This window comes from Pseudomonas sp. NPDC077408, assembly GCF_050269105.1.
GTDB lineage: Bacteria > Pseudomonadota > Gammaproteobacteria > Pseudomonadales > Pseudomonadaceae > Stutzerimonas.
This window is the reverse complement of record NZ_JBNNHS010000002.1, coordinates 518113-540088: the sequence shown is the minus strand read 5'-3', so window position 1 is coordinate 540088 and position 21976 is coordinate 518113. Positions and strand designations below refer to the sequence as shown.

The following is a 21976-nucleotide window of genomic DNA, read 5'->3' as shown; positions in this document are numbered from 1 at the left end:
GCGAGGTTCGTTTCAATGATTCATTTTGCCGTGATCGCACCGCCTTTTCACAGCCACGTGCGGGCGATGGAAGCGCTCGCCTCTGAGTTGTTGGCTCGCGGGCACCGGGTGACGGTCGTGCAGCAGGCTAATGTGGCCGCAATATTGCGCCACCCTCGACTGGGTTTTGCCCAGGTCGGCGCGGGCTCGCATCCGCCAGGCTCGCTCAGGGCGGTGATTGACCGTGCAGCACGCCCCGGCGGGCCCTGGGGCATACGCCGGGTGATCGCCGATATGGCCTCGGCGACCGATATGTTTTGCCGAGAGGCACCTGCCGTGCTTCGCTCCATCGGCGCAGAGTGCGTCATTGCAGACCAGATGGAGCCGGGTGGTGGGCTTGTCGCCGAGTACCTGGGGCTGCCCTTCGTGTCGGTGGCCTGTGCCTTGCCAGTCAACCGTGAGGCGCTGGTGCCGCTGCCGGTCATGCCTTGGCGCTATCGTGCGACGCCCTGGGGCGAGCAGTTGAATCTGCACAGCAGTGGCGTCTATGACCGGGCGATGCAGGCGCACGCCAAGGTTATCTCGCGCCATGCAGCCGCGTTCGGTCTGCCGCCTCGCCAGCGCCTCGATGAGTGCCTGTCGCCTTTGTTGCAGTTGAGCCAGACCACACCCGGTTTCGATTTTCCACGTACCGCCCTGCCTGGCTATTTCCACGGCATCGGCCCGCTGCGCTCGGCGTTGACCGACGAGCCAGCGATGACTATTCCGGTCGCTACCGGCAGGCCATTCGTGTTCGCCTCGCTGGGCACCCTGCAAGGCGATCGCTTCGGCCTGTTCCAGCGGATAGCCGAGGCGTGCCGCGACCTGGATGTACAACTGTTGATCGCCCATTGCGGCCGGCTTGATCGGCGCCAGGAGCAAAGACTGATCAAGGCCGGCGCCAGTTGGGTTACCGATTTCGCACCCCAGCGTGCGGTGCTGGCGCGAGCCGATGCCGTAGTCACCCATGCCGGGCTCAACACCGTACTCGACGCGCTGGAAGCAGGTGTGCCGAGCCTGGCGTTGCCGATTGCCTTCGATCAGCCCGGCGTAGCCGCTCGGGTGGTGCATGCAGGCGTTGGCTTGAAGCTCGATCCGCGTCTGGCCAGTCGCCGACGTATCGTGCAGGGCCTGCGTCGGTTGTTGCGCGAGCCCGATTTCGCTCAGCGCGCCCGACTTCTGGGCAATGAAGTTCATGCTGCCGGTGGCGCGCCGCGGGCAGCGCAACTGATCGAGGCAGCACTCGGCATCGAATCGCCGGCATTGCAGAGGGCCGAACATGGCTGATGCGGACCTGATCCTCGTCGGCGGCGGCCTGGCCAACGGGCTGCTGGCCCTGCGCCTGCGGCAGGCGCGTCCGGATTTGCGGCTGCTGGTCATCGAGCAGGGTGAAACCCTCGGCGGCAACCATACCTGGTCCTTTCACGAACACGACCTGACGCCAGCCCAACAGACCTGGCTGGAGCCGCTGGTGGGCAATCGCTGGCCTGGCTACGAGGTGATCTTCCCGGATCTTCAACGCCGTTTGGGCAGCGGCTATGCCAGCATCTTTTCCCATCGCTTCCATCAGTTGCTGGTGTCGGAGCTGGCTGACGGCGTACGTCTGAACGCCACTGTCACGCACGTAGAGCCCCGGCAGGTGCGGCTGGCGTGCGGCAAAGTGTTGCGGGCTGGCGCGGTAATCGACGGGCGAGGGGTACGTCGAAGCGGTCAGCTGGCATTGGGCTTCCAGAAATTCCTTGGCCAGGCACTACGCCTGGGTCAGCCGCACGGCTTGCTGGAGCCGATCATCATGGACGCCAGCGTCGCTCAGCAGGATGGCTACCGGTTCGTCTATGTGCTGCCGCTCAGCGCCGACACCCTGTTGATCGAAGACACTTACTACGCCGATGGCGATGCCGTTTCGCTTGGTGCGTTGCGCGACAACATCGCCCGCTATGCCAGCGAGCGTGGCTGGGTCATCGCCGAACTGTTGCGAGAAGAGCAGGGCGTGCTGCCCATCGTGCTCTCCGGTGATTTGCCGGCGTTCTGGGACGAGGCGCGTAGCGTGCCGCAGACGGGGCTGTCTGCCGCTCTGTTTCATCCGACTACAGGCTATTCACTGCCTGATGCGGTACGCCTCGCCGATCACCTGGTCGCGCTGAATCGCTGGGATGCAGACAGCCTGTTCGCCGCGATTCGCGGCTATTCGCTGCAGCAGTGGCGTCAACGTGGGTTCTTCAGATTGCTTAATCGCATGCTGTTCATGGCCGGACCGGCGGATCGCCGCTGGGCGGTCATGCAGCGTTTCTACCGCTTGCGTGAACCGCTGATTCAGCGCTTCTACGCGGCCAACCTGACCACCTGGGACCGCTTGCGCATCGTCTCGGGCAAACCTCCCGTGCCGGTGGGTGAAGCGCTGCGTGCGCTCGCCGCTGGCAACCTGCACCACAAGGACAAATGATGAACGAACAAACAGGCGGTGTGAGGCGGGCCGTGGTGATTGGTGCCGGTTTCGGTGGGCTGGCTCTGGCGATTCGGCTGCAGCGTGCCGGCATTCAGACTACGGTGTTGGAGAAGCGCGATAAGCCGGGCGGCCGCGCCTACGTCTATCACGATCAGGGCTTCACGTTCGACGCCGGCCCGACGGTGATCACCGACCCTCCTGCGCTGGACGAGCTGTTTACCGGTGCGGGCAAGCGCATGGCCGATTACGTCGAGCTGTTGCCGGTCAGCCCGTTTTATCGGCTGTGCTGGGAGGATGGCTACAGCTTCGATTACGTCAACGATCAGGTCGAACTGGACCGGCAGATTCATGCGTTAAATCCAAAGGATGTCGCGGGGTACCAGCGCTTTCTTGCCTATTCCCGCGCCGTGTATGAGGAAGGCTACGTCAAGCTCGGCACCGTGCCCTTCCTGTCGTTTCGCAGCATGATCGGCGTCGCGCCGCAGCTGGCAAAATTGCAGGCCTGGCGCAATGTGTACAGCATGGTTTCGAAGTTCGTGGAGAACGACCGGCTGCGCCAGGCGCTGTCCTTTCATTCGTTGCTGGTCGGTGGCAACCCCTTTGAAACCTCGTCCATCTATGCGCTGATCCACGCGCTGGAGCGCCAGGGCGGTGTCTGGTTTCCGCGCGGCGGCACCGGAGCGCTGGTGCAGGGCATGGTCCGGCTATTCGAAGACCTGGGCGGCAAGCTGGAGCTGAACGCCGAAGTGGCGCGCATCGAACTGGCGGATGGAAGAGCTAAAGCGGTGACTACGGGGGATGGCCGTCGCTTCGATACCGATGCGGTGGCCTCCAACGCCGATGTGGTCAACACCTACAAGCAGCTGCTCGGCCACGAACAGCGTGGTCGTGAAGAGGCCAAGCGGCTCTCCGGCAAGCGTTTCTCCATGTCACTGTTCGTGATTCATTTCGGCCTCAAGCGCCGCCATGAACACCTGCAACATCACACGGTGTGTTTCGGTCCACGTTACCGTGAGCTGATTGACGAGATCTTCAAGCGCGAAACCCTGGCTGATGACTTCTCCCTATACCTGCACGCGCCTTGCGTGACCGATCCATCATTGGCGCCGGAAGGCTGTGCCAGCCATTACGTGTTGGCCCCGGTGCCGCACCTGGGCACGGCGGATATCGACTGGGCGGTGGAAGGGCCGAAGTACCGCGACCGCATCTTTGAATACCTTGAGCGTCACTACATTCCGGGCTTGCGCGACGACCTGGTGACCCACCGGATCTTCACGCCGCACGATTTTCGTGACGAGCTCAATGCCCATCTGGGCTCGGCATTTTCGCTGGAGCCGATCCTCACCCAGAGTGCGTGGTTCCGCCCGCATAACCGTGATGATGTGATTCCAAACCTCTATATCGTCGGTGCCGGCACGCATCCCGGTGCAGGCGTGCCGGGAGTGGTGGGTTCGGCCAAGGCCACGGCCGGCCTGATGCTGGAGGACTTCATGTCGCAGGAGCAGGCCGGATGAACGATAAGGTCATCGATCACTCGACGCAGGCGATCAATGTCGGCTCCAAGAGCTTTGCGGCGGCGGCAAAGCTGTTTGACGAACGCACCCGCCAGAGCGCGGTGATGCTCTATGCCTGGTGCCGGCATTGTGATGACGTGATCGATGGCCAGACGCTGGGGCACGGCCAGGTCGAGGGTGATCGCTCCACCGGTGAAGCGCGGCTGGCCGAGCTGGTGGACCTGACCGAGCGCGCCTATGCCGGGGAGCCAATGAGCGATCCGGCCTTTGCTGCGTTTCAGCAAGTGGTTCAGCGCCACCAGATACCACGAGAATACCCATTGGAACATCTCGCGGGCTTCCGCATGGATGTGCAGGAGTATCACTACCAGACTCTCGAGGACACGCTGCTGTACTGCTACCGCGTCGCCGGGGTGGTGGGCCTGATGATGGCGAAAGTGATGGGCGCCGAAGCGGAGGCGACGCTGGACCGGGCCTGCGACCTGGGGCTGGCGTTTCAGCTGACCAATATCGCTCGCGATATCGTCGAGGACGCGGAGATCGGCCGCGTCTATCTGCCGGCCGACTGGCTCGAGAAAGCAGGCATTCCGGCCGATGAGATCGGCCTGCCGCACAACCGGCCCGCGCTGGCGCTGCTGGCGGCCCGTCTGGTCGATCTAGCTGAGCCTTACTACCTGTCGGCCTCGCAGGGGTTGCGCGACCTGCCTCTGCGTTCGGCCTGGTCCATTGCAACGGCGCATGGGGTCTATCGGCAGATAGGTGTGGAGGTGAAAGCGCGCGGCACGGCGGCCTGGGACACGCGCGTGTCGACGACGAGCGCGCAGAAATTGCAGTTTCTGCTGGGCGGGGGACTGCTGGCGCTGGCTTCGCGTCGGATGCAGCTCACGCCGCGTCCTGATTCCCTCTGGAAACGTCCCCGTCGGGCTTAGCGTTTGTCTTGTGCAACGGACCATCATGCAGCTCGCGCAGCTGCTGCTTGAGCACCGGCAGCGGCGGCGCGTAGAGGAAGCCGAATGACACGCAGCGCTCCTTGCCTTCTACCGCATGGTGCAGGCGGTGGGCCTGATAGAGACGCTTGAGGTAGCCCTTGCGCGGTACGTAGCGCAGCGGCCAGCGGTGGTGGACCAGGCCGTCATGGGCGACGAAATATAGAAAGCCATAGGCCGTCATGCCGGCGCCGATCCATTCCAGCGGGCCGTAGCCCGCCGTACCCAGCGCGATCAGCAGGATCGCGACCCCGGCAAATACCACTGCATACAGATCATTCTTCTCGAACCAGCCGGTGCGCGGCTCATGGTGCGACTTGTGCCAGCCCCAACCCCAGCCATGCATCACATGCTTGTGCGCCCACCAAGCGAACAGCTCCATACCGGCCAGGGTGGCGAGAAATACCAGTGTGTTTGTCAGCACGGTCATATCCGATCCGCTCATCTGCAGGTCGGGCCAGTTTACGCGCTACGCCGCGACAATGGACCCAGTCCGACGCCTGGCGCAGCCCTGATTGTCGCTTAATTCTTCCAGCCGGCCGCCAGCGCCTCGGTCAATCGCGCCGCCGGAATCGGCTGGCAACCGCTGACGTTCTGCCCCGCCCATAGGGGTGAGAAATGATCGATGCCCAGAGGCTCGGCTGCGGCGCGCAGGCTGCCGATGGCGTTGCCTGCCAGCGGAAACGCCGGCACGGCTTCTGGCCGAGCGCCCACTTCGCGGATGAGGCGATTGACGATGCCGCGCGCTGGCCGCCCGGAGAACAAGGTGGTCAAAACAGTGTGCTCGGCAAAGGGGCTCTGCAAGGCTTGGCGGTGCAGCTGACTGGCGCGGCTTTCGTCGCATAGCAGATAAGCGGTGCCGACCTGCACTCCCGCTGCGCCCAGCGCCTGCGCGGCGGTTACGCAGCGGGCATCGGCAATCCCGCCGGCGGCGATCACAGGCACGTCCAGTGCGGCAACCAGCTGCGGCAGCAAGGCAAAGGTGCCGACCTGACCATTGATGTCATCGCTTAGAAACATGCCGCGATGGCCCCCGGCTTCGACGCCCTGGGCAATCACCGCGTCGACACCGTGCGCCTGCAACCAGCGGCCTTCTTCCAGCGTCGTGGCGCTGGAGAGGATCTTTGCACCGGTTGCTTTGACTCGCTCTAGCAGGTCCCGCGTAGGCAGGCCGAAATGAAAGCTGACCACCAGTGGACGGTGCCGCTCGACCACTTCGGCCATCGCGGCGTCGAAAGGCTGACGGGTTGCGCCGCCCGGAATGCTCGCCGGGTCGATCGCGAATTCGTTCAGGAAAGGCGCCAGCAATGCCAGCCAGGCTTCAGTACGTGCGGCGTCCTCGGCGGGTGTCTGATGGCAGAAGAAATTGACGTTGTAGGGCTTGCGCGTCAGCGCGGCCATGGCGGTCAGCTCGGCATCCAGGGTCTCGGGGTTGAGCATCCCAGCAGGGATCGAGCCCAGCCCTCCGGCCTCGGAAACTGCGGCGGCGAGTTGATGGTTCTGCGAGCCGGCCATCGGCGCCTGGATGATGGGTAGGGTGATCTGCAAGAGGTCGCGAATGTCCATCGGAGCGTCCTGGTTGGATAGCGGTGGGTCACTGTAGCAGCCGTCTGTCGAGATTTCGTACCCTTGGTCAACGGGTGTTTCGTCCAGGCTCTGCGAATCGCGGCTCGGCGCAGTTAGACTGTGCGCTCTTCAGGAGTGCCCGATGAATTACCGCCACGCTTTTCACGCCGGCAATCACGCCGACGTCTTCAAACACCTCGTCTTGTCCCGTCTGTTCGCCATGCTGGCGCGCAAGGAGGCGCCGTTCGCCTATCTCGACAGCCATGCCGGCGTCGGCCTGTATGACTTGGCCGGTGACCAGGCCAGCCGCACCGGTGAGTGGCTGCAGGGCATCGCCCGGCTGTGGCAGGCAGAGGATGTCCCGGCAATGGCGCAGGGGTATCTGGATGTGATCCGTGCGCTCAATCCAGGCGGTCAGCTGCGTTACTACCCCGGCTCGCCGGAGCTGGCGCGCCAGCTGACGCGCCCGCAGGATCGCCTGCAACTCAACGAAAAGCACCCTGAGGACGGCCGCCTGCTCAAGGACAATATGTCCGGTGACCACCGTGTTGCGGTGCACCTGGGCGAGGGCTGGCACGTGCCGCGCGCCTTGATGCCGACCGCCGAAAAACGCGTTGTCCTGCTGATTGATCCGCCTTTCGAGCAGGCCGACGAGCTGAGCCGCTGCGTGACGGCGCTGAAGGAAGCGCTGGGGCGCATGCGCCAGACCATCGGCGTGATTTGGTATCCCATCAAGGATGAGCGGCAGCTCAAGCGCTTCTATCAAGACCTGTCACGTAGCGGTGCGCCAAAGCTGCTGCGGGCCGAGCTGTTCGTCCATCCGACTGATGACGCCCTGCGACTCAACGGCTCAGGCCTAGCCATCAGCAATCCGCCATGGGGGCTGGAAGAGGAACTGCGTGAGCTGCTGCCTTGGCTGGCCAAGCTGCTGGGTCAAAGCGAAGGCGGATGGCGACTGGACTGGTTGATCGAGGAGGCCTGACCGAGACGTAGATGCGTGTGCACAGGTGGGCTAAAGCCCACCCTACGGTTAGTCAGTCTTGAGGTCGTAGGGTAGGGGCGAGCGCGCTCCGGGGAACAAGTTGGCAGCGAGTAGGTTTGGCCGGCAACGCTCCGCTTGATTTGTAGGGTGGGCTTCAGCCCACCGAGCAGGCCAGTGCTAGACCGTCGGGGCTCCGATTGCCCCCGTTCACTTCCGAACTTCCAGCTAAAAAAGCTTCAGCGGCTCTTCCTGCAGCGCGGACATCTGCTCACGCAAGATCAGCACCTGATCGCCCCAGTAGCGTTCGGTGCCGAACCACGGGAAGCTCATGGGGAAAGCCGGGTCATCCCAACGGCGCGCCAGCCAGGCGCTGTAGTGCATCAGGCGTAGAGCGCGAAGCGCTTCGATCAGCGGGAGTTCTCGCGGGGCGAAGTCATGGAATTCGTTGTAGCCATCGACCAGTTCGGACAGCTGCCCGAGGCGCTCGTGGCGTTCGCCAGCCAGCATCATCCAGATGTCCTGCACCGACGGCCCCATCCGGCAATCGTCCAGGTCGACCAGGTGGAACGCATCGTCACGGGCGAGGATGTTGCCGGGATGGCAGTCGCCATGCAGGCGGATCGGCTGGAAATCGGTGCGGGCGAAGACATCATCGACACGCTTCAGCAGGTCGCGCGCCACCGACTCGTAAGCAGGCAGCAGGCTCTTGGGCACGAAATTACCTTCGAGCAGCGTCGCCAGCGACTCATGGCCGAAATGCTCGGCATTGAGTGTTTCCCGATGCTCGAAGGGCCGGCTGGCGCTGACCGCATGCATGCGGCCCAGCAACTGGCCGAGTCGGTAGAGCTGATCCAGATTGCCCGGCTCCGGCGCGCGACCGCCGCGGCGAGGAAAGAGCGCGAAGCGAAAACCGGCGTGTTCGAACAGGGTTTTGCCGTCGCGCTCGAATGGCGCCACGACCGGGATTTCGCGATCGGCCAGCTCCTTGGAGAACTGATGCTCTTCGAGAATGGACTCGTTGCTCCAGCGGCCAGGGCGATAGAACTTCGCAATGATCGGCGTTTCGTCCTCGATGCCCACCTGGTAGACGCGGTTTTCGTAGCTGTTCAATGCCAGCACGCGAGCGTCGCTGATGAAGCCGGTGCTTTCCACCGCATCGAGCACAAGGTCAGGCGTAAGCGTGTCGAAGGGGTGGCTCATGGTCGGCTCCGTGGACGGGTACCCAGTGTATTGCACTGGCGTGTTTACACAACTGCGCCTGGCGACTCGCCGGGTTTCGGTGTCCGCGCCAGGCAATAGACGTCAACGCGTGCCGCGCCGGCTCGCTTAAGCAGACGGGCCAACGCCTCCGCGGTTGCGCCCGTTGTCAGCACATCGTCGATGATTGCCAGGTGACGTCCGCTCAGGCTCCGATCATCGATAAGGGCGAACGCCTGGCGCAGATTTCGTCGCCGACTGGCCGCATCAAGCTTCTGCTGCGACTGGGTGTCCTGAACCCGCGTTATGAGCTTCGTATCGACGGGGATCGACAGTGTTGTGCTCAGCCAATCAGCGAGCATCTGCGCCTGATTGAAGCCGCGCTGACGCAGCCGTTTGCGGGCCAGGGGCACCGGCAATAGCGCATCGGGGCGTGGCAAACCTTCATCGAACGCATGCTGCAAATGGCGCGACAGCTGCTCCGCCAGCAGCCTGCCGAGCGGCCATTGAGATTGGTGTTTGAAACGGCTGATCAGGGTGTCTACCGGAAAGGCGAAGCGCCACGGCACGGTAACCTGCTCGAACGCGGGCGGCCGCTTGAGACATTCGCCGCAGATCAGGCCGGACGCCGGCAACGGCAGGGCGCATACAGAACAGTGCTCGCGCAGCCAGGGCAGTTCTGCTTCGCAGGCGCCGCAGACCGATTGCCGTGTTTCGCAGCGCTCATCACAAAGCGAACAGTAGTGTTCAATATTTAGCCAGTTGTAAACCATGATTCCTTTCCTGGTTGACAGCGCCTCGGCCTTGGCTAACCATTTCGCATCCGTGCCTGGCCGCCGAGCCGCTATTAATTACAAGGATTGCCCATGAGCGCCACCGCCGCTTCCGTTACCCGTCACGACTGGAGCCTCGCCGAAGTCAAGGCGCTCTTCGAACAACCCTTCAATGACCTGATCTTCCAGGCTCAAGGCGTGCACCGCCAGCACTTCGATGCCAACCGCGTCCAGGTTTCGACGTTGCTGTCGATCAAAACGGGCGCCTGCCCGGAAGACTGCAAGTACTGCCCCCAGTCAGGCCACTACAACACCGGCCTCGATAAAGAAAAATTGATGGAAGTGCAGAAGGTGCTGGAGGCTGCGGCCGACGCCAAGGCCATTGGTTCGACGCGCTTCTGCATGGGCGCCGCCTGGAAGCACCCGTCCGCCAAGGACATGCCTTACGTGCTGAAAATGGTCGAAGGCGTGAAAGCCCTGGGACTGGAAACCTGCATGACCCTCGGCAAGCTCGATCAGGAGCAGACCAAAGCGTTGGCAGCCGCGGGACTGGACTACTACAACCACAACCTCGATACCTCGCCGGAGTTCTACGGAAATATCATCACCACCCGCACCTATGCCGACCGTCTGGAGACGCTGAGCTATGTGCGCGAGTCGGGCATGAAGATCTGCTCCGGTGGCATTCTTGGCATGGGTGAGTCGCTGAATGACCGCGCCGGTCTGCTGATTCAACTGGCCAACCTGCCCGAGCATCCGGAGTCGGTGCCGATCAACATGCTGGTCAAGGTCAAGGGCACTCCACTGGCCGAAGAGCAGGACGTCGATCCTTTCGATTTCATCCGCATGCTCGCTGTCGCGCGGATCATGATGTCGAAATCTCATGTGCGCCTGTCGGCCGGTCGCGAGCAGATGAACGAGCAGATGCAGGCGCTGGCCTTCCTCGCGGGGGCCAACTCGATCTTCTACGGCGAAAAATTGCTGACCACCGGCAACCCGCAGGCCGACAAGGACATGTTGCTGTTCAAGCGCCTGGGGATCCAGCCGGAAGCCCGCGAAGAGCACGACGACGAAGTGCACCAGGCGGCCATCGAGCAGGCCCTGGTCGAGCAGCGTGACAGCAAACTGTTTTACGACGCCACTGCCTAAGCAACCTCAGTAGGAGCGAGGGGGACGCCTAGTCCTTGCTCGCGAAGCTTTCGCGTTCTTCCGTTCGCGAGCAAGCTCGCTCCTAGGGTATTGAACTATGCCTTTCGATCTTGCGTCTCGTCTCGCTGAGCGCCGCGCCGCCCACCTCTATCGCCATCGCCCGTTGCTGGAAACACCGCAGCAGCCGGAGGTGGCAGTTGATGGCGAACAGTTGTTGGCGTTCTGCTCCAACGACTATCTGGGGCTGGCTAGCCACCCCGACGTCGTCCGCGCCATGCGGCAGGGTGCTGCGCGCTGGGGTGTCGGCGGCGGTGCATCGCATCTGGTAATGGGGCACAGCACACCGCATCACCAGCTCGAGGAGGCCCTGGCTGAGTTCACCGGCCGGCCGCGAGCGTTGTTGTTCTCAACCGGTTACATGGCCAACCTCGCAGCCGTTACAGCGCTGGTAGGGCAGGGCGATACGGTGCTGGAAGACCGTATCAATCACGCTTCGCTGCTCGATGCCGGCCTGCTCAGTGGCGCGCGCTTCTCGCGTTACCTGCACAACGACGTCGACAGCCTGGCCAAGCGCCTGGACAAGGCCGCCGGCGATACGCTGGTGGTTACCGATGGCGTATTCAGCATGGATGGCGATCTGGCCAACCTGCCAGCGCTTTGCGCCACTGCGAAAGCCAAAAATGCCTGGGTCATGGTCGATGACGCACACGGCTTCGGCCCGTTGGGCAAAACCGGCGGCGGCATCGTCGAGCATTTCGGCTTGGGGATAGATGACGTGCCGGTCCTGGTCGGCACGCTCGGCAAAGCCTTCGGCACCGCTGGGGCCTTTGTGGCTGGCAGCGAGGAACTGATCGAGACGCTGATCCAGTTCGCTCGGCCTTACATCTATACGACCAGCCAGCCACCGGCTGTCGCCTGCGCCACCCTCAAAAGCCTGGAACTACTCCGCAGTGAGAGCTGGCGCCGAGATCACCTGAACAGTCTGATCGCACGTTTCCGCCAGGGTGCAAGCGAGATCGGTTTAACCTTGATGGATAGCCCGACGCCGATCCAGCCGATTCTGGTCGGCAGCAGCGAGCGCGCCTTGAATCTCTCTGCGACGCTGCGTGAGCGCGGAATTCTGGTCGGTGCCATCCGCCCGCCGACAGTGCCTACCGGCAGCGCGCGGTTGCGAGTGACCTTCAGCGCGTCGCATAGCGAAGCGCAGGTGGAACGACTGCTGGATATCCTGGCCGAATGCTGGAATCGAATGGCCAAGGAGCCTGAAGCGGATGCGTGATCAGCTGATTTTGCTACCCGGTTGGGCGTATGGCCCGGCTGCTTTGCAGCCTTTGTGCGAGGCTTTGACAGAACTCGATCCGGATCTTGACGTCGTCATCGAGCCCTTGCCCGAGCTTGCCGAGCCCGAAGCCTGGTTAGACGAACTCGATCGCCGTTTACCCGATGACAGCTGGCTGGCCGGTTGGTCGCTGGGCGGTATGCTGGCCGCCCAGCTCGCCGCGCGGCGCCTGGATTCCTGCCGTGGACTGGTCACGATCGCCAGCAACCCCTGCTTCCGTGCCCGCCCACAGTGGCCCGAAGCGATGGCGGCGGAGATCTTCGATGCCTTTCAAGAGGCGTTCAGGCTTGATCCCGAGGAAACGCTCAAGCGTTTCCGCCTGCTCTGTAGCCGCGGTGGCTACGATCCGCGAACGCTGGCTCGCCAGCTGGAGGTTAGCCAGTCCGCTTCGGCTCCGGCGGTGCTCGATGCCGGCTTGCAGTTACTCGCTGAGCTGGACGGGCGTGGCGCGCTGCATGGCTATTTCGGGCCGCAATTGCACCTGTTTGCCGGTGGCGACGCGCTGGTGCCTTCAACTGCCTGTGATGCGCTTCGGCGCTGGATGCCTGGAGTCGAAGCCGAGCTGGTCGCCTCGACAAGCCACGCGCTCCCTTTGGAGCGGCCGGACGACGTGGCCGCAACCATCACGGCTTTCATTAAGAGCAAGGCGGAATGACGGACGCGGCCACGGCACTAGCACCGGATACGAAAAGCGGTCTGCCTGACAAGCGTCAGGTTGCTGCGTCGTTTTCCCGTGCGGCATCCAGTTACGACGCTGTGGCCGAGCTGCAGCGCACCGTCGGCAACGCGCTGATCTCGCGTCTGCCTCTAGGGTTGACGTCGGCGCGCTGGCTGGATCTGGGTTGCGGCACCGGCTATTTCTCGCGAGTCCTGGCGAACCGCTTTCCGGCTGGCGAAGGCGTCGCGCTGGATATCGCCGAAGGCATGCTACGCCATGCCCGGCCCCAGGGCGGCGCGGGCAGTTTCATCGCTGGCGATGCTGAGTGCTTGCCGCTGCGTGATGCGTCGGTGGATCTGATTTTTTCCAGTCTGGCGCTGCAGTGGTGTGAGGATTTCCCCGCCGTGCTGAGCGAGGCGAAGCGGGTGCTCCGTCCTGGTGGTCTGTTCGCCTTCAGCAGCCTCTGCAGCGGGACTCTGCAGGAGCTGCGCGACAGCTGGCAGGCGGTGGACGGTTTTGCCCATGTGAATCGCTTTCGTCCGTTCAGCACCTATCAGCAGTACTGCGCCGCCGGTGGTTTGCGGCTGGAGCGGTTAGAGGTCGAGCCCGAGGTGCTGCATTTCGCCGAGCTGCGTCAGCTCACCTGCGAACTCAAGGCGCTCGGCGCGCATAACCTGAACCCCGGCCGTCCGGGCGGGCTTACCGGCCGTGCTCGGATCCGTGCGCTGATCGATGCCTACGAGCAGTTCCGCACGCCGAGCGGGCTTCCAGCGACCTATCAGGTGGTGTATGGCGTGTTGTGCAAGGAGTTGGCATGACCGCGGCTTATTTCGTCACCGGTACAGACACCGAAGTCGGCAAGACCACTATCGCTGCCGGACTCCTGCACGCCGCGCGGCTGGCCGGGCTCAGCACGGCAGCAGCGAAGCCGGTCGCATCTGGTTGCGAAATCACCGCCGAAGGCCTGCGCAACAGCGATGCACTGGCGTTGCTCGGCGAGTGCACGTTGCCGCTACGCTACGAGCAGGTCAACCCGTTGGCCTTCGAGCCGGCAATCGCCCCACACCTGGCCGCCCGCGAGGCGGGTGTCGAGCTGACTGTAACGTCGCTGGCCGAGCCGGTTCGGCAAGTGCTGGCACTGCAGGCTCAGTTCTCTCTGGTGGAGGGCGCGGGTGGCTGGCGCGTGCCGCTGGCTGGAGACGAAACGCTTTCCGATCTCGCCATAGAGCTCGGCCTGCCGGTGATTCTGGTAGTCGGCGTGCGCCTTGGCTGTATCAACCATGCGCTGCTCAGCGCCGAGGCCATCGAGCGCGACGGATTGAGGCTGGCCGGCTGGGTCGCCAACATCGTTGATCCTGCCACCTCACGATTGCAGGAAAATCTCGCGACGTTGAATGAGCGGCTTGAGGCCCCATGCCTTGGTCGGGTGCCGCGCTTGCCGACCGCAAGCCCGGCAGCGGTAGCACGCTACCTCGACCTGGCGCCGCTCAAGATTTTGCCGCTCAGGACTTGAAGACGGCGCGCAGGCAACATTCAATCAGGTGCTTGAATGCTGCTTATAGTGACGTGGCGCTGGCGTCAGCGGAACGGCTCTGCTATCAATGATAGCGAAGCGACTTCAGTGGGGTTTGAATCATGCAAATCAACAGTCTTCTTTCTGCCGGCCTTGGAGCCTACCAAGCCGGCCAGCAGCGGGTTGACCAAGCCAGCGCTGTCGTGGCTGATCGCACTCTGCCTGCTGCTGAAACCTCTCAGGCAATGGCCGACACGGTCGAGCTGACCGAGCAACTGGTTCAGATGAAAGTAGGTGAGCATCAGGCTAACGCTGGCGTGCGCCTCCTGCAGACTGCCGACGAAGTGCTCGGTACATTGGTCAATACCAAAGCCTGACCTGCGCCGGCCTTTCTGGCCGGCCGCCTCGCCCGATTCCGGGCACTCCTGATCCCTGCCCATGATTGTTCAGATGTCGACGAACGGCGTCATGGTCGCTGCTTGACATCGAACAGGCCTAAACGTATGTTTCAAACGCCTGTTTGACCTGCCGGGGCTATGCCGGATGGTCCATTCAAAATCAAGCGTGGCTGACCCGTCAGTCACCTGAATCAAGAACCCACTGCTGAGGTTTACGATATGCCTGACTACAAGGCCCCCTTGCGCGATATCCGCTTTGTACGTGACGAATTGCTCGGCTACGAAGCGCACTATCAAAACCTTCCGGGCTGTGAAGACGCCACTCCGGACATGGTCAATGCCATCCTCGACGAAGGCGCCAAATTCTGTGAGCAGGTCATCGCGCCTCTGAACCGTGTGGGCGACATCGAGGGTTGCACCTGGAGCGAAAGCGGCGTGAAGACGCCGACCGGCTTTAAAGAGGCTTACCAGCAGTTTGTAGAAGGTGGCTGGCCGAGCCTGGCCCATGACGTCGAGCACGGCGGTCAGGGCCTGCCGGAATCGTTGGGCCTGGCCATCAGCGAAATGATCGGTGAAGCTAACTGGTCCTGGGGCATGTATCCCGGCCTGTCTCACGGCGCTATGAATACTCTGCACGAGCACGGCACTGCTGAGCAGCAGCAGGCTTATCTGACCAAGCTTGTTTCCGGCGAGTGGACCGGCACCATGTGCCTGACTGAGCCGCATTGCGGCACTGACCTGGGCATGCTGCGCACCAAGGCCGAGCCTCAGGCCGACGGCAGCTACAAAGTCTCCGGCACCAAGATCTTCATCTCCGCGGGTGAACACGACATGGCCGATAACATCGTCCATATCGTTCTGGCTCGTCTGCCCGATGCGCCGGCTGGCACCAAGGGCATCTCGCTGTTCATCGTGCCTAAGTTTCTGCCAAGCGCCGAAGGCGGTGTGGGCGAGCGCAACGGTGTGTCCTGTGGCTCGCTTGAGCACAAGATGGGCATCCACGGCAACGCCACCTGCGTGATGAACTTCGATGGCGCTACTGGCTTCCTGATCGGCCCGCCGAACAAGGGCCTGAACTGCATGTTCACCTTCATGAACACGGCGCGTCTGGGTACTGCGCTGCAGGGCCTGGCACACGCCGAAATCGGCTTCCAGGGCGGTATCAAGTACGCGCGTGAGCGTCTGCAGATGCGTTCGCTGACCGGTCCCAAGGCGCCCGAAAAGGCTGCTGACCCGATCATCGTGCATCCTGACGTACGCCGCATGCTGCTGACCATGAAGGCCTTTGCCGAAGGCAACCGGGCGATGATGTATTTCGCAGCCAAGCAGGTCGACATCGTCCAGCGCAGCAAGGACGAAGCCGAGCGCAAAGCCGCCGACGCGATGCTGGCGTTCCTGACTCCGATCGCCAAGGCGTTCATGACCGAAGTCGGTTTCGAGGCGGCCAACCATGGCGTGCAGATCTACGGCGGCCACGGTTTCATCGCTGAATGGGGCATGGAGCAGAACGTTCGCGACAGCCGCATCTCGATGCTGTACGAAGGCACCACCGGCATCCAGGCGCTCGACCTGTTGGGCCGTAAGGTACTGATGACTCAAGGCGAGGCGCTGAAAGGCTTCACCAAGGTGGTGCACAAGTTCTGCCAGGCCAACGAGGGCAACGAGGCGGTCAAGCAGTTCGTCGAGCCTCTGACCAAGCTGAACAAGGAGTGGGGCGATCTGACCATGAAGGTCGGTATGGCTGCGATGAAGAACCGCGAAGAAGTCGGCGCCGCTTCGGTGGATTACCTGATGTACTGCGGCTACGCCTGCCTGGCCTACTTCTGGGCGGACATGGCACGCCTGGCGTCGGAGAAGATCGCTGCCGGCGAAGATGCGGACGGCTTCTACACCGCCAAGGTGCAGACCGCACGCTTTTACTTCCAGCGCATCCTGCCGCGTACGCGTACCCACGTTGAAGCCATGCTGTCCGGTGCTGACAACCTGATGGACATGGATGAGGCGCACTTCGAGCTGGCCTACTAAGGCCTCTGGGAAGAAAAGAAACCGCTGCTACGGCAGCGGTTTTTTTTGCCTGTTTTTCGCCATGCCAGTCATTGTTTTGCACCTCTATAGGTGAACCTGTCACCAAGTGCAGGCAGAATGCCTGCTTTCCTCACGGCCGTTATCGGAGCCGCCGTGCCCCGCCTGAGTCCTGCTCGCTTCAGTCATTTCTATGCTCCCCTGGCGTTATTGATCGGAGGGCTTGTGGCTGCGCGTCAACCTACCCTGAACGAGTTCTTCACTTCGCTGTTCAATGTGCTGCCTACCGTGCTGCTGTTGCTCGGGGGAGCCTTCTGCATCGCCTATGGCCGGGTCCGTGAGACCTTTTTGCTGCTGACGGTTTATATCGTCTATTTCCTGCTCGATACCCAGATCGATCACTACCGGCTCACTGGCTCGCTACTGCCTGAGGCCGCGCTGACCTTCCACCTGTGTAGCCTGCTTTTGCCGGCACTCTATGGGCTCTATGCCCTTTGGCAAGAGCGTGCACATCTGTTGCAGGACGGTCTGGCACGGCTTGCTGTGGTGTTTGTCGTGTCGGTCTTGGCGCTGGCTCTGGCGCGGCGCTTCCCCGTGGGTGTGCTCGACTGGCTGACTGAGATTCGCTGGCCGTCATTGCAGGCCGACTGGCTGCAATTGATCCAGCTGGCCTATCCAGTGTTTCTAATCGCAATACTCGGGGTGCTGGCGCAATACCTGCGGCGGCCTCGACCAGTGCATGCGGCGCAGTTGGTTGCGCTGGTAGGGCTGTTCTTGATGCTGCCGCAGGTATTCAGTCGTCCGGGCGCACTCAACGTCTTGAGCAGCTTGATGATGCTGGTGCTGGTGGTTTCGATTGCACAGGAGGCCTATCAGATGGCTTTTCGTGATGAGCTGACCGGCCTGCCTGGCCGTCGTGCTCTTAACGAGCGGTTACAGCGTCTTGGCCGTCAATACGTTATCGCGATGGCCGACGTGGATCGGTTCAAGGCTTTTAACGATACCCATGGGCACGACGTGGGTGACGAGGTACTGCGACTCGTCGCCAGCCGGCTACGCAAAGTCGGTGGCGGTGGGCGTGCCTATCGTTACGGTGGTGAAGAATTTGCGTTGGTATTTCCCGGGCGTGATCTGACGCATTGCCTGCCGCACCTGGAAGCCGTACGGCAGGCTGTCGAGAGTTATCCGTTGCAATTGCGTGACAAGTCCAGCCGGCCAAAGGATGCGGAGCAGGGGCGGCAGCGCCGCGGTGTTGCTTCGGCAGCCGCGGTCTCGGTGACCATCAGTATCGGCGTCGCCGAACGACTTATAACGCAGCGCAGCCCCGAGGAGGTCATCAAGAAGGCCGACCAGGCGCTCTATAGCGCCAAGGGAGCGGGGCGTAACTGCATCCGCGCGCATGGGGAGAACCGCCGCGGTGCAATGCGTACGTTGAAAGAGGTGTCCACCGACGCTTAGCGCGCGGCTGAAAACCTGCCGGCGTTGGCCGTGCGAACCGGTCGGGCAGCCGGTGGTTATGGTGGCGCATTCAGCGCCTGCAATGTGATGGCGAGCGGGTCGATCTGCCGGTAGCGTGGCGGGCATAACAATGCACAGTGCCGTCCTGGAGATCGATATGCCCGCTTACAAAGCTCCCCTGCGCGATATGCGCTTCCTGATCGACGAAGTGTTCGACTTTCATGGCAGCTATGCGGCCAATGGTGCCGAAGACGCCACGCCAGACACGGTCAGCGCGATTCTCGAGGAGGGCGCCAAGTTCTGCGAACAGGTTCTGGCGCCGCTCAACCGCAGCGGTGACGAGGAAGGGTGCCATTTCGATGACGGCGTGGTCGTCACCCCAAAAGGCTTCAAGGAGGCCTTCGCGCAGTACGCAGAAGGTGGCTGGATGGGCCTGGCCTCGGATCCTGCCTATGGCGGACAAGGCCTGCCGCACTCGCTGGGGCTGGTCGTTGGCGAGATGGTCGGCTCGGCGAATACCTCCTTTGGTATGTATCCCGGACTGACCCACGGTGCCATGGCGGCAATCGGGGCTCACGGCACCGATGAGCAGAAACAGGCCTACCTGACCCGGATGACCGAGGGCCGCTGGACCGGCACCATGTGCCTCACCGAATCCCACTGCGGCACGGATCTGGGCATCATCAAGACTCGCGCGGTACCGCAGGCTGACGGCAGCTATGCGATCAGCGGCACGAAGATCTTCATCTCGGCCGGCGAGCACGACATGAGCGAGAACATCGTGCATCTGGTTCTGGCCAAACTCCCCGATGCCCCGGCTGGCACCAAGGGGATTTCGCTGTTCATCGTACCCAAGTTCCTGCCTGATGCCGCCGGCGAAGCAGGCGACCGCAATGCTGTTGCCTGCGGCTCCATCGAGCACAAGATGGGGATCAAGGCCTCGGCGACCTGCGTCATCAACTTCGACGGCGCCACGGGTTTCCTCATCGGTGAGCCCAACAAAGGTCTCAACTGCATGTTCACGATGATGAACCATGCCCGGCTGGGGACTGGTATGCAGGGGTTATGCAGTGGAGAGGCGAGCTTTCAGGGCGCGATCCAGTACGCCAACGAGCGTTTGCAAATGCGCGCGCTGACCGGCGCGAAGTTTCCTGAGAAACCGGCCGACCCGATCATCGTGCATCCTGATGTGCGGCGCATGCTATTGACGATGAAGGCTTTCAACGAGGGTAACCGTGCCCTGGCGTACTTCACCGCACAATTGCTCGATCAGATACACAGCCCCAACGCCGACAAGCGCAAGGAAGCCGAGGACCTGCTCGCCTTCCTCACTCCGATCTGCAAGGCCTTCATGACCGACACCGGGCTTGAGGTCACTAACCTCGGCATGCAGGTGTTTGGCGGCCACGGCTATATCCGGGAGTGGGGTATGGAGCAGCTCGTGCGTGATTGCCGTATCGCCCCGATCTACGAGGGCACCAACGGCATCCAGGCGCTTGATTTGCTGGGGCGCAAGGTGCTGGGGAGCCAGGGCAAGCTGATGCTCGGTTTCACCAAGCAGGTGCACAAGTTCTGCGAGGCCAACGGGCAGCATCCTCAGCTGCAGCAATACGTGACACAACTGGCTGGCCTCAATCGCGAGCTGGGCGAGATCACCACACGAATCGGCATGGCAGCGATGAAGAATCCTGACGAAGTCGGCGCAGCCTCGGTGGACTATCTGATGTACTGCGGGTACCTGATCCTGGGCTATTTCTGGCTGCGCATGGCTGTGGTGGCTCAGAGCAAGCTGGACGAGGCGGGCAGCGACACGGCTTTCTACCAGTCTAAGCTGACCACCGCCGAATTTTACTTTGCTCGCCTGCTTCCGCGCACCGCAGCCCACAAAGCGGCCATCGAGGCCGGAAGTGCAAGCCTGATGAAGCTGGCCGCTGACCAATTCGCTTTCTGACCCACCGGTAATTTACAGCCCGCCTCGTGCGGGCTTTTTTTTGGGCGATCTCAGTCGGGGCTTGTGGATTCCGGGCGAGCAAGCGTGGCTGCCTGTAGCGTCGGAGTGAGAACCGATCAGTCATTTAAAGACGCTTCGGGCGCCGATTGGTCTTCAGTTAGACTCGCGAAACTGCTGCGGCCAATCGGCCGGGTGAGATGTTTTCTGCGAGGTCTTTTTCATGGCTGACTACAAAGCACCCCTGCGCGATATGCGTTTCGTCCTAAATGAAGTCTTCGACGCCCCGAAGCTCTGGCAGACGATGCCAGCGTTGGCGGAAGTCGTCGATGCGGAAACCGCCGAAGCCATCCTCGAGGAGGCCGGCAAGATCACTGCGAATTCCATCGCACCGCTCAACCGCAGCGGTGACGAGGAAGGCTGTCGCTGGGTCGACGGCGCGGTAACCACTCCGGCTGGATACCCAGAGGCCTACCGCCTTTACGCCGAAGGCGGCTGGGTCGGTGTAGGCGGCGACCCAGCCTACGGCGGCATGGGCATGCCGAAAGCGATCTCGGCGCAGGTCGAGGAAATGATGAACTCTGCCAGTTTGGCGTTCGGTCTCTACCCAATGCTGACTTCCGGAGCCTGCCTGTCAATCTACGCCCATGCCAGCGAAGAGCTGAAGCAGAAGTACCTGCCAAACATGTATGCCGGTGTCTGGTCCGGCTCCATGTGCCTGACCGAGCCCCACGCCGGGACCGATTTGGGCATCATCCGAACCAAGGCAGAGCCTCAGGCGGACGGCTCCTACAAGGTCAGCGGCACCAAGATATTCATCACCGGCGGCGAGCACGATCTCACCGACAACATCATCCATCTGGTATTGGCCAAGCTCCCCGACGCACCGGCCGGCTCGCGCGGTATCTCGCTGTTCCTGGTGCCCAAGGTGATGGTCCATGAAGACGGCAGCCTGGGTGAGCGCAACAGCCTGAGCTGCGGCTCCATCGAGCACAAGATGGGTATCCAGGCCTCTGCGACTTGCGTCATGAACTTCGACGGCGCCACGGGCTGGATGGTTGGCGAGCCCAACAAGGGACTGGCCGCCATGTTCACCATGATGAACTACGAGCGTCTGGGCGTTGGCATCCAGGGGCTCTCCACCGGCGAGCGTTCTTACCAGAGTGCCATCGAGTACGCCCGTGAGCGCATTCAGAGCCGCGCTCCGACGGGGCCGGTATCGCAAGACAAGGCCGCCGATCCGATCATCGTGCATCCAGACGTGCGCCGCATGCTGCTGACCATGAAAGCGCTGAACGAAGGCGGGCGCGCCTTCTCCAGCTATGTCGCCCTGCAGCTGGACATCGCCAAGTTCGGTGATGATGCCGAAGCACGTCAGCGCGCCGAGGCGCAGGTGGCTCTGCTGACGCCCGTGGCTAAAGCGTTCCTCACCGATATGGGTTTGGAAACCACCGTCCATGGTCAGCAGATCTTCGGTGGCCACGGTTTTATCCGGGAATGGGGGCAGGAGCAACTGGTCCGCGACTGTCGGATCACCCAGATCTACGAAGGTACCAACGGCATCCAGGCGCTGGACCTGCTCGGGCGCAAGGTGGTGGGCAGTGGCGGCGAGCTGTACAACGCGTTTGCGGAGGAAATCCGAAGCTACTGTGCGGCTGCGAGCAGTGAACTCGGCGAGTTCACTGTTCCACTGAAGGCAGCACTGGAGAACCTTGACGGACTCACGGCCTTCGTCATCGATAGCGCAAAGCGCAACCCCAACGAGATCGGCGCAGCCTCGGTCGAATACCTGCATGTATTCGGTTACACGGCCTACGCCTATATGTGGGCGAGAATGGCAGAAGCCGCGCTGGGCAAGGAAAAGCAAGACGATTTCTACGCCAGCAAGCTCGGCACAGCGCGGTTTTATTTCGCACGTCTGTTGCCTCGCATTCACTCGTTGAGCGCCTCGGTCCGAGCCGGCAGCGATTCGCTGTATCTGCTCGATGCTGCGCAGTTCTAAGAGAGAT

At 62.4% G+C, this 21976-nt stretch carries 19 protein-coding genes; 15 read left to right on the top strand and 4 right to left on the bottom strand.

Annotation, left to right across the window (positions count from 1 at the left end; all coding sequences use genetic code 11):
- Positions 1-15 precede the first annotated feature (15 nt).
- The 4 genes from ACQKEK_RS07515 to ACQKEK_RS07500 are packed head-to-tail and all read left to right on the top strand — an operon-like array spanning position 16 to position 4907.
- Positions 16-1305, top strand: a complete 1290-nt coding sequence (locus ACQKEK_RS07515; protein ID WP_499141852.1) for a glycosyltransferase — start codon at positions 16-18, stop codon at positions 1303-1305.
- On the top strand, positions 1298-2461 hold the full coding sequence (gene crtY, locus ACQKEK_RS07510; RefSeq protein WP_499141851.1) for a lycopene beta-cyclase CrtY: 1164 nt from the start codon (positions 1298-1300) through the stop codon (positions 2459-2461). The genes ACQKEK_RS07515 and crtY overlap by 8 nt, the downstream gene beginning before the upstream one ends.
- Positions 2461-3978, top strand: a complete 1518-nt coding sequence (locus tag ACQKEK_RS07505) for a phytoene desaturase (RefSeq protein WP_499141849.1) — start codon at positions 2461-2463, stop codon at positions 3976-3978. Before crtY ends, ACQKEK_RS07505 begins: the two co-directional genes overlap by 1 nt.
- Positions 3975-4907: a phytoene/squalene synthase family protein gene (locus ACQKEK_RS07500; protein WP_499141848.1), complete on the top strand. Its 933-nt coding sequence runs from the start codon at positions 3975-3977 to the stop codon at positions 4905-4907. The genes ACQKEK_RS07505 and ACQKEK_RS07500 overlap by 4 nt, the downstream gene beginning before the upstream one ends.
- Here ACQKEK_RS07500 and ACQKEK_RS07495 read toward each other — a convergent pair.
- Together ACQKEK_RS07495 and ACQKEK_RS07490 are read right to left on the bottom strand one after the other, a co-directional pair.
- Positions 4861-5394, bottom strand: a complete 534-nt coding sequence (locus ACQKEK_RS07495) for a sterol desaturase family protein (RefSeq protein WP_064480745.1) — start codon at positions 5392-5394, stop codon at positions 4861-4863. The two genes, ACQKEK_RS07500 and ACQKEK_RS07495, sit on opposite strands and share 47 nt — an antisense overlap.
- A 92-nt stretch (positions 5395-5486) precedes the next feature.
- Positions 5487-6530, bottom strand: coding sequence for an NAD(P)H-dependent flavin oxidoreductase (locus ACQKEK_RS07490; RefSeq protein WP_499141846.1), 1044 nt, complete (start codon positions 6528-6530; stop codon positions 5487-5489).
- A 142-nt stretch (positions 6531-6672) separates the two neighbouring features.
- Here ACQKEK_RS07490 and ACQKEK_RS07485 point away from each other — a divergent pair, with 142 nt between their 5' ends.
- Positions 6673-7512: a 23S rRNA (adenine(2030)-N(6))-methyltransferase RlmJ gene (locus ACQKEK_RS07485; RefSeq protein ID WP_045423901.1), complete on the top strand. Its 840-nt coding sequence runs from the start codon at positions 6673-6675 to the stop codon at positions 7510-7512.
- 225 nt (positions 7513-7737) lie between these two features.
- Here the strand turns inward: ACQKEK_RS07485 and ACQKEK_RS07480 are convergent, their stop codons facing one another.
- Both ACQKEK_RS07480 and ACQKEK_RS07475 read right to left on the bottom strand, forming a co-directional pair.
- The gene (locus ACQKEK_RS07480) at positions 7738-8712 is read right to left on the bottom strand and encodes a serine/threonine protein kinase (protein ID WP_499141845.1); all 975 of its coding nucleotides are present in this window, start codon (positions 8710-8712) and stop codon (positions 7738-7740) included.
- Between the two features lie 44 nt (positions 8713-8756).
- Positions 8757-9482, bottom strand: a complete 726-nt coding sequence (locus ACQKEK_RS07475) for a ComFC family protein (protein ID WP_499141844.1) — start codon at positions 9480-9482, stop codon at positions 8757-8759.
- A 93-nt stretch (positions 9483-9575) separates the two neighbouring features.
- On the opposite strand from ACQKEK_RS07475, the gene bioB reads away from it, so the two are divergent.
- The 10 genes from bioB to ACQKEK_RS07425 all read left to right on the top strand — a co-directional run bounded on the left by bioB (position 9576) and on the right by ACQKEK_RS07425 (position 21969).
- Positions 9576-10631 (top strand): biotin synthase BioB, encoded by a 1056-nt coding sequence (gene bioB, locus ACQKEK_RS07470; RefSeq protein WP_499141843.1) that lies wholly within the window; start codon positions 9576-9578, stop codon positions 10629-10631.
- A 97-nt stretch (positions 10632-10728) separates the two neighbouring features.
- Positions 10729-11910, top strand: coding sequence for an 8-amino-7-oxononanoate synthase (gene bioF, locus ACQKEK_RS07465; protein WP_499141842.1), 1182 nt, complete (start codon positions 10729-10731; stop codon positions 11908-11910).
- Complete coding sequence (locus ACQKEK_RS07460) at positions 11903-12625, top strand: alpha/beta fold hydrolase (RefSeq protein ID WP_499141841.1); 723 nt, start codon at positions 11903-11905, stop codon at positions 12623-12625. Before bioF ends, ACQKEK_RS07460 begins: the two co-directional genes overlap by 8 nt.
- Positions 12622-13446 (top strand): malonyl-ACP O-methyltransferase BioC, encoded by an 825-nt coding sequence (bioC, locus tag ACQKEK_RS07455; protein WP_499141839.1) that lies wholly within the window; start codon positions 12622-12624, stop codon positions 13444-13446. The genes ACQKEK_RS07460 and bioC overlap by 4 nt, the downstream gene beginning before the upstream one ends.
- Positions 13443-14141, top strand: a complete 699-nt coding sequence (bioD, locus tag ACQKEK_RS07450) for a dethiobiotin synthase (RefSeq protein WP_216707064.1) — start codon at positions 13443-13445, stop codon at positions 14139-14141. Before bioC ends, bioD begins: the two co-directional genes overlap by 4 nt.
- Positions 14142-14263: 122 nt before the next feature.
- Positions 14264-14518, top strand: coding sequence for a hypothetical protein (locus ACQKEK_RS07445; protein ID WP_045423915.1), 255 nt, complete (start codon positions 14264-14266; stop codon positions 14516-14518).
- A gap of 240 nt (positions 14519-14758) precedes the next feature.
- Complete coding sequence (locus ACQKEK_RS07440; RefSeq protein ID WP_499141838.1) at positions 14759-16564, top strand: phenylacyl-CoA dehydrogenase; 1806 nt, start codon at positions 14759-14761, stop codon at positions 16562-16564.
- 117 nt (positions 16565-16681) lie between these two features.
- The gene (locus ACQKEK_RS07435; protein WP_499141837.1) at positions 16682-18019 is read left to right on the top strand and encodes a GGDEF domain-containing protein; all 1338 of its coding nucleotides are present in this window, start codon (positions 16682-16684) and stop codon (positions 18017-18019) included.
- Positions 18020-18176: 157 nt separating this feature from the next.
- Positions 18177-19970, top strand: coding sequence for an acyl-CoA dehydrogenase C-terminal domain-containing protein (locus ACQKEK_RS07430; protein WP_128121661.1), 1794 nt, complete (start codon positions 18177-18179; stop codon positions 19968-19970).
- Positions 19971-20190: 220 nt separating this feature from the next.
- Complete coding sequence (locus ACQKEK_RS07425; protein WP_128121666.1) at positions 20191-21969, top strand: acyl-CoA dehydrogenase C-terminal domain-containing protein; 1779 nt, start codon at positions 20191-20193, stop codon at positions 21967-21969.
- Positions 21970-21976: the final 7 nt, after the last annotated feature.

Excerpts from the sequence above, each read along its gene's own strand:
- crtY (WP_499141851.1), top strand. The coding sequence starts at position 1,298 with ATGGCTGATGCGGACCTGATCCTCGTCGGCGGCGGCCTGGCCAACGGG.
- ACQKEK_RS07425 (WP_128121666.1), top strand. The coding sequence starts at position 20,191 with ATGGCTGACTACAAAGCACCCCTGCGCGATATGCGTTTCGTCCTAAAT.
- ACQKEK_RS07440 (WP_499141838.1), top strand. The coding sequence starts at position 14,759 with ATGCCTGACTACAAGGCCCCCTTGCGCGATATCCGCTTTGTACGTGAC.
- ACQKEK_RS07460 (WP_499141841.1), top strand. The coding sequence starts at position 11,903 with ATGCGTGATCAGCTGATTTTGCTACCCGGTTGGGCGTATGGCCCGGCT.
- ACQKEK_RS07490 (WP_499141846.1), bottom strand. The coding sequence starts at position 6,530 with ATGGACATTCGCGACCTCTTGCAGATCACCCTACCCATCATCCAGGCG.
- ACQKEK_RS07430 (WP_128121661.1), top strand. The coding sequence starts at position 18,177 with ATGCCCGCTTACAAAGCTCCCCTGCGCGATATGCGCTTCCTGATCGAC.
- bioD (WP_216707064.1), top strand. The coding sequence starts at position 13,443 with ATGACCGCGGCTTATTTCGTCACCGGTACAGACACCGAAGTCGGCAAG.
- ACQKEK_RS07515 (WP_499141852.1), top strand. The coding sequence starts at position 16 with ATGATTCATTTTGCCGTGATCGCACCGCCTTTTCACAGCCACGTGCGG.
- ACQKEK_RS07475 (WP_499141844.1), bottom strand. The coding sequence starts at position 9,482 with ATGGTTTACAACTGGCTAAATATTGAACACTACTGTTCGCTTTGTGAT.
- ACQKEK_RS07505 (WP_499141849.1), top strand. The coding sequence starts at position 2,461 with ATGAACGAACAAACAGGCGGTGTGAGGCGGGCCGTGGTGATTGGTGCC.
- bioB (WP_499141843.1), top strand. The coding sequence starts at position 9,576 with ATGAGCGCCACCGCCGCTTCCGTTACCCGTCACGACTGGAGCCTCGCC.
- ACQKEK_RS07480 (WP_499141845.1), bottom strand. The coding sequence starts at position 8,712 with ATGAGCCACCCCTTCGACACGCTTACGCCTGACCTTGTGCTCGATGCG.
- ACQKEK_RS07495 (WP_064480745.1), bottom strand. The coding sequence starts at position 5,394 with ATGACCGTGCTGACAAACACACTGGTATTTCTCGCCACCCTGGCCGGT.
- bioC (WP_499141839.1), top strand. The coding sequence starts at position 12,622 with ATGACGGACGCGGCCACGGCACTAGCACCGGATACGAAAAGCGGTCTG.
- ACQKEK_RS07485 (WP_045423901.1), top strand. The coding sequence starts at position 6,673 with ATGAATTACCGCCACGCTTTTCACGCCGGCAATCACGCCGACGTCTTC.
- ACQKEK_RS07435 (WP_499141837.1), top strand. The coding sequence starts at position 16,682 with ATGCCTGCTTTCCTCACGGCCGTTATCGGAGCCGCCGTGCCCCGCCTG.
- ACQKEK_RS07500 (WP_499141848.1), top strand. The coding sequence starts at position 3,975 with ATGAACGATAAGGTCATCGATCACTCGACGCAGGCGATCAATGTCGGC.
- ACQKEK_RS07445 (WP_045423915.1), top strand. The coding sequence starts at position 14,264 with ATGCAAATCAACAGTCTTCTTTCTGCCGGCCTTGGAGCCTACCAAGCC.
- bioF (WP_499141842.1), top strand. The coding sequence starts at position 10,729 with ATGCCTTTCGATCTTGCGTCTCGTCTCGCTGAGCGCCGCGCCGCCCAC.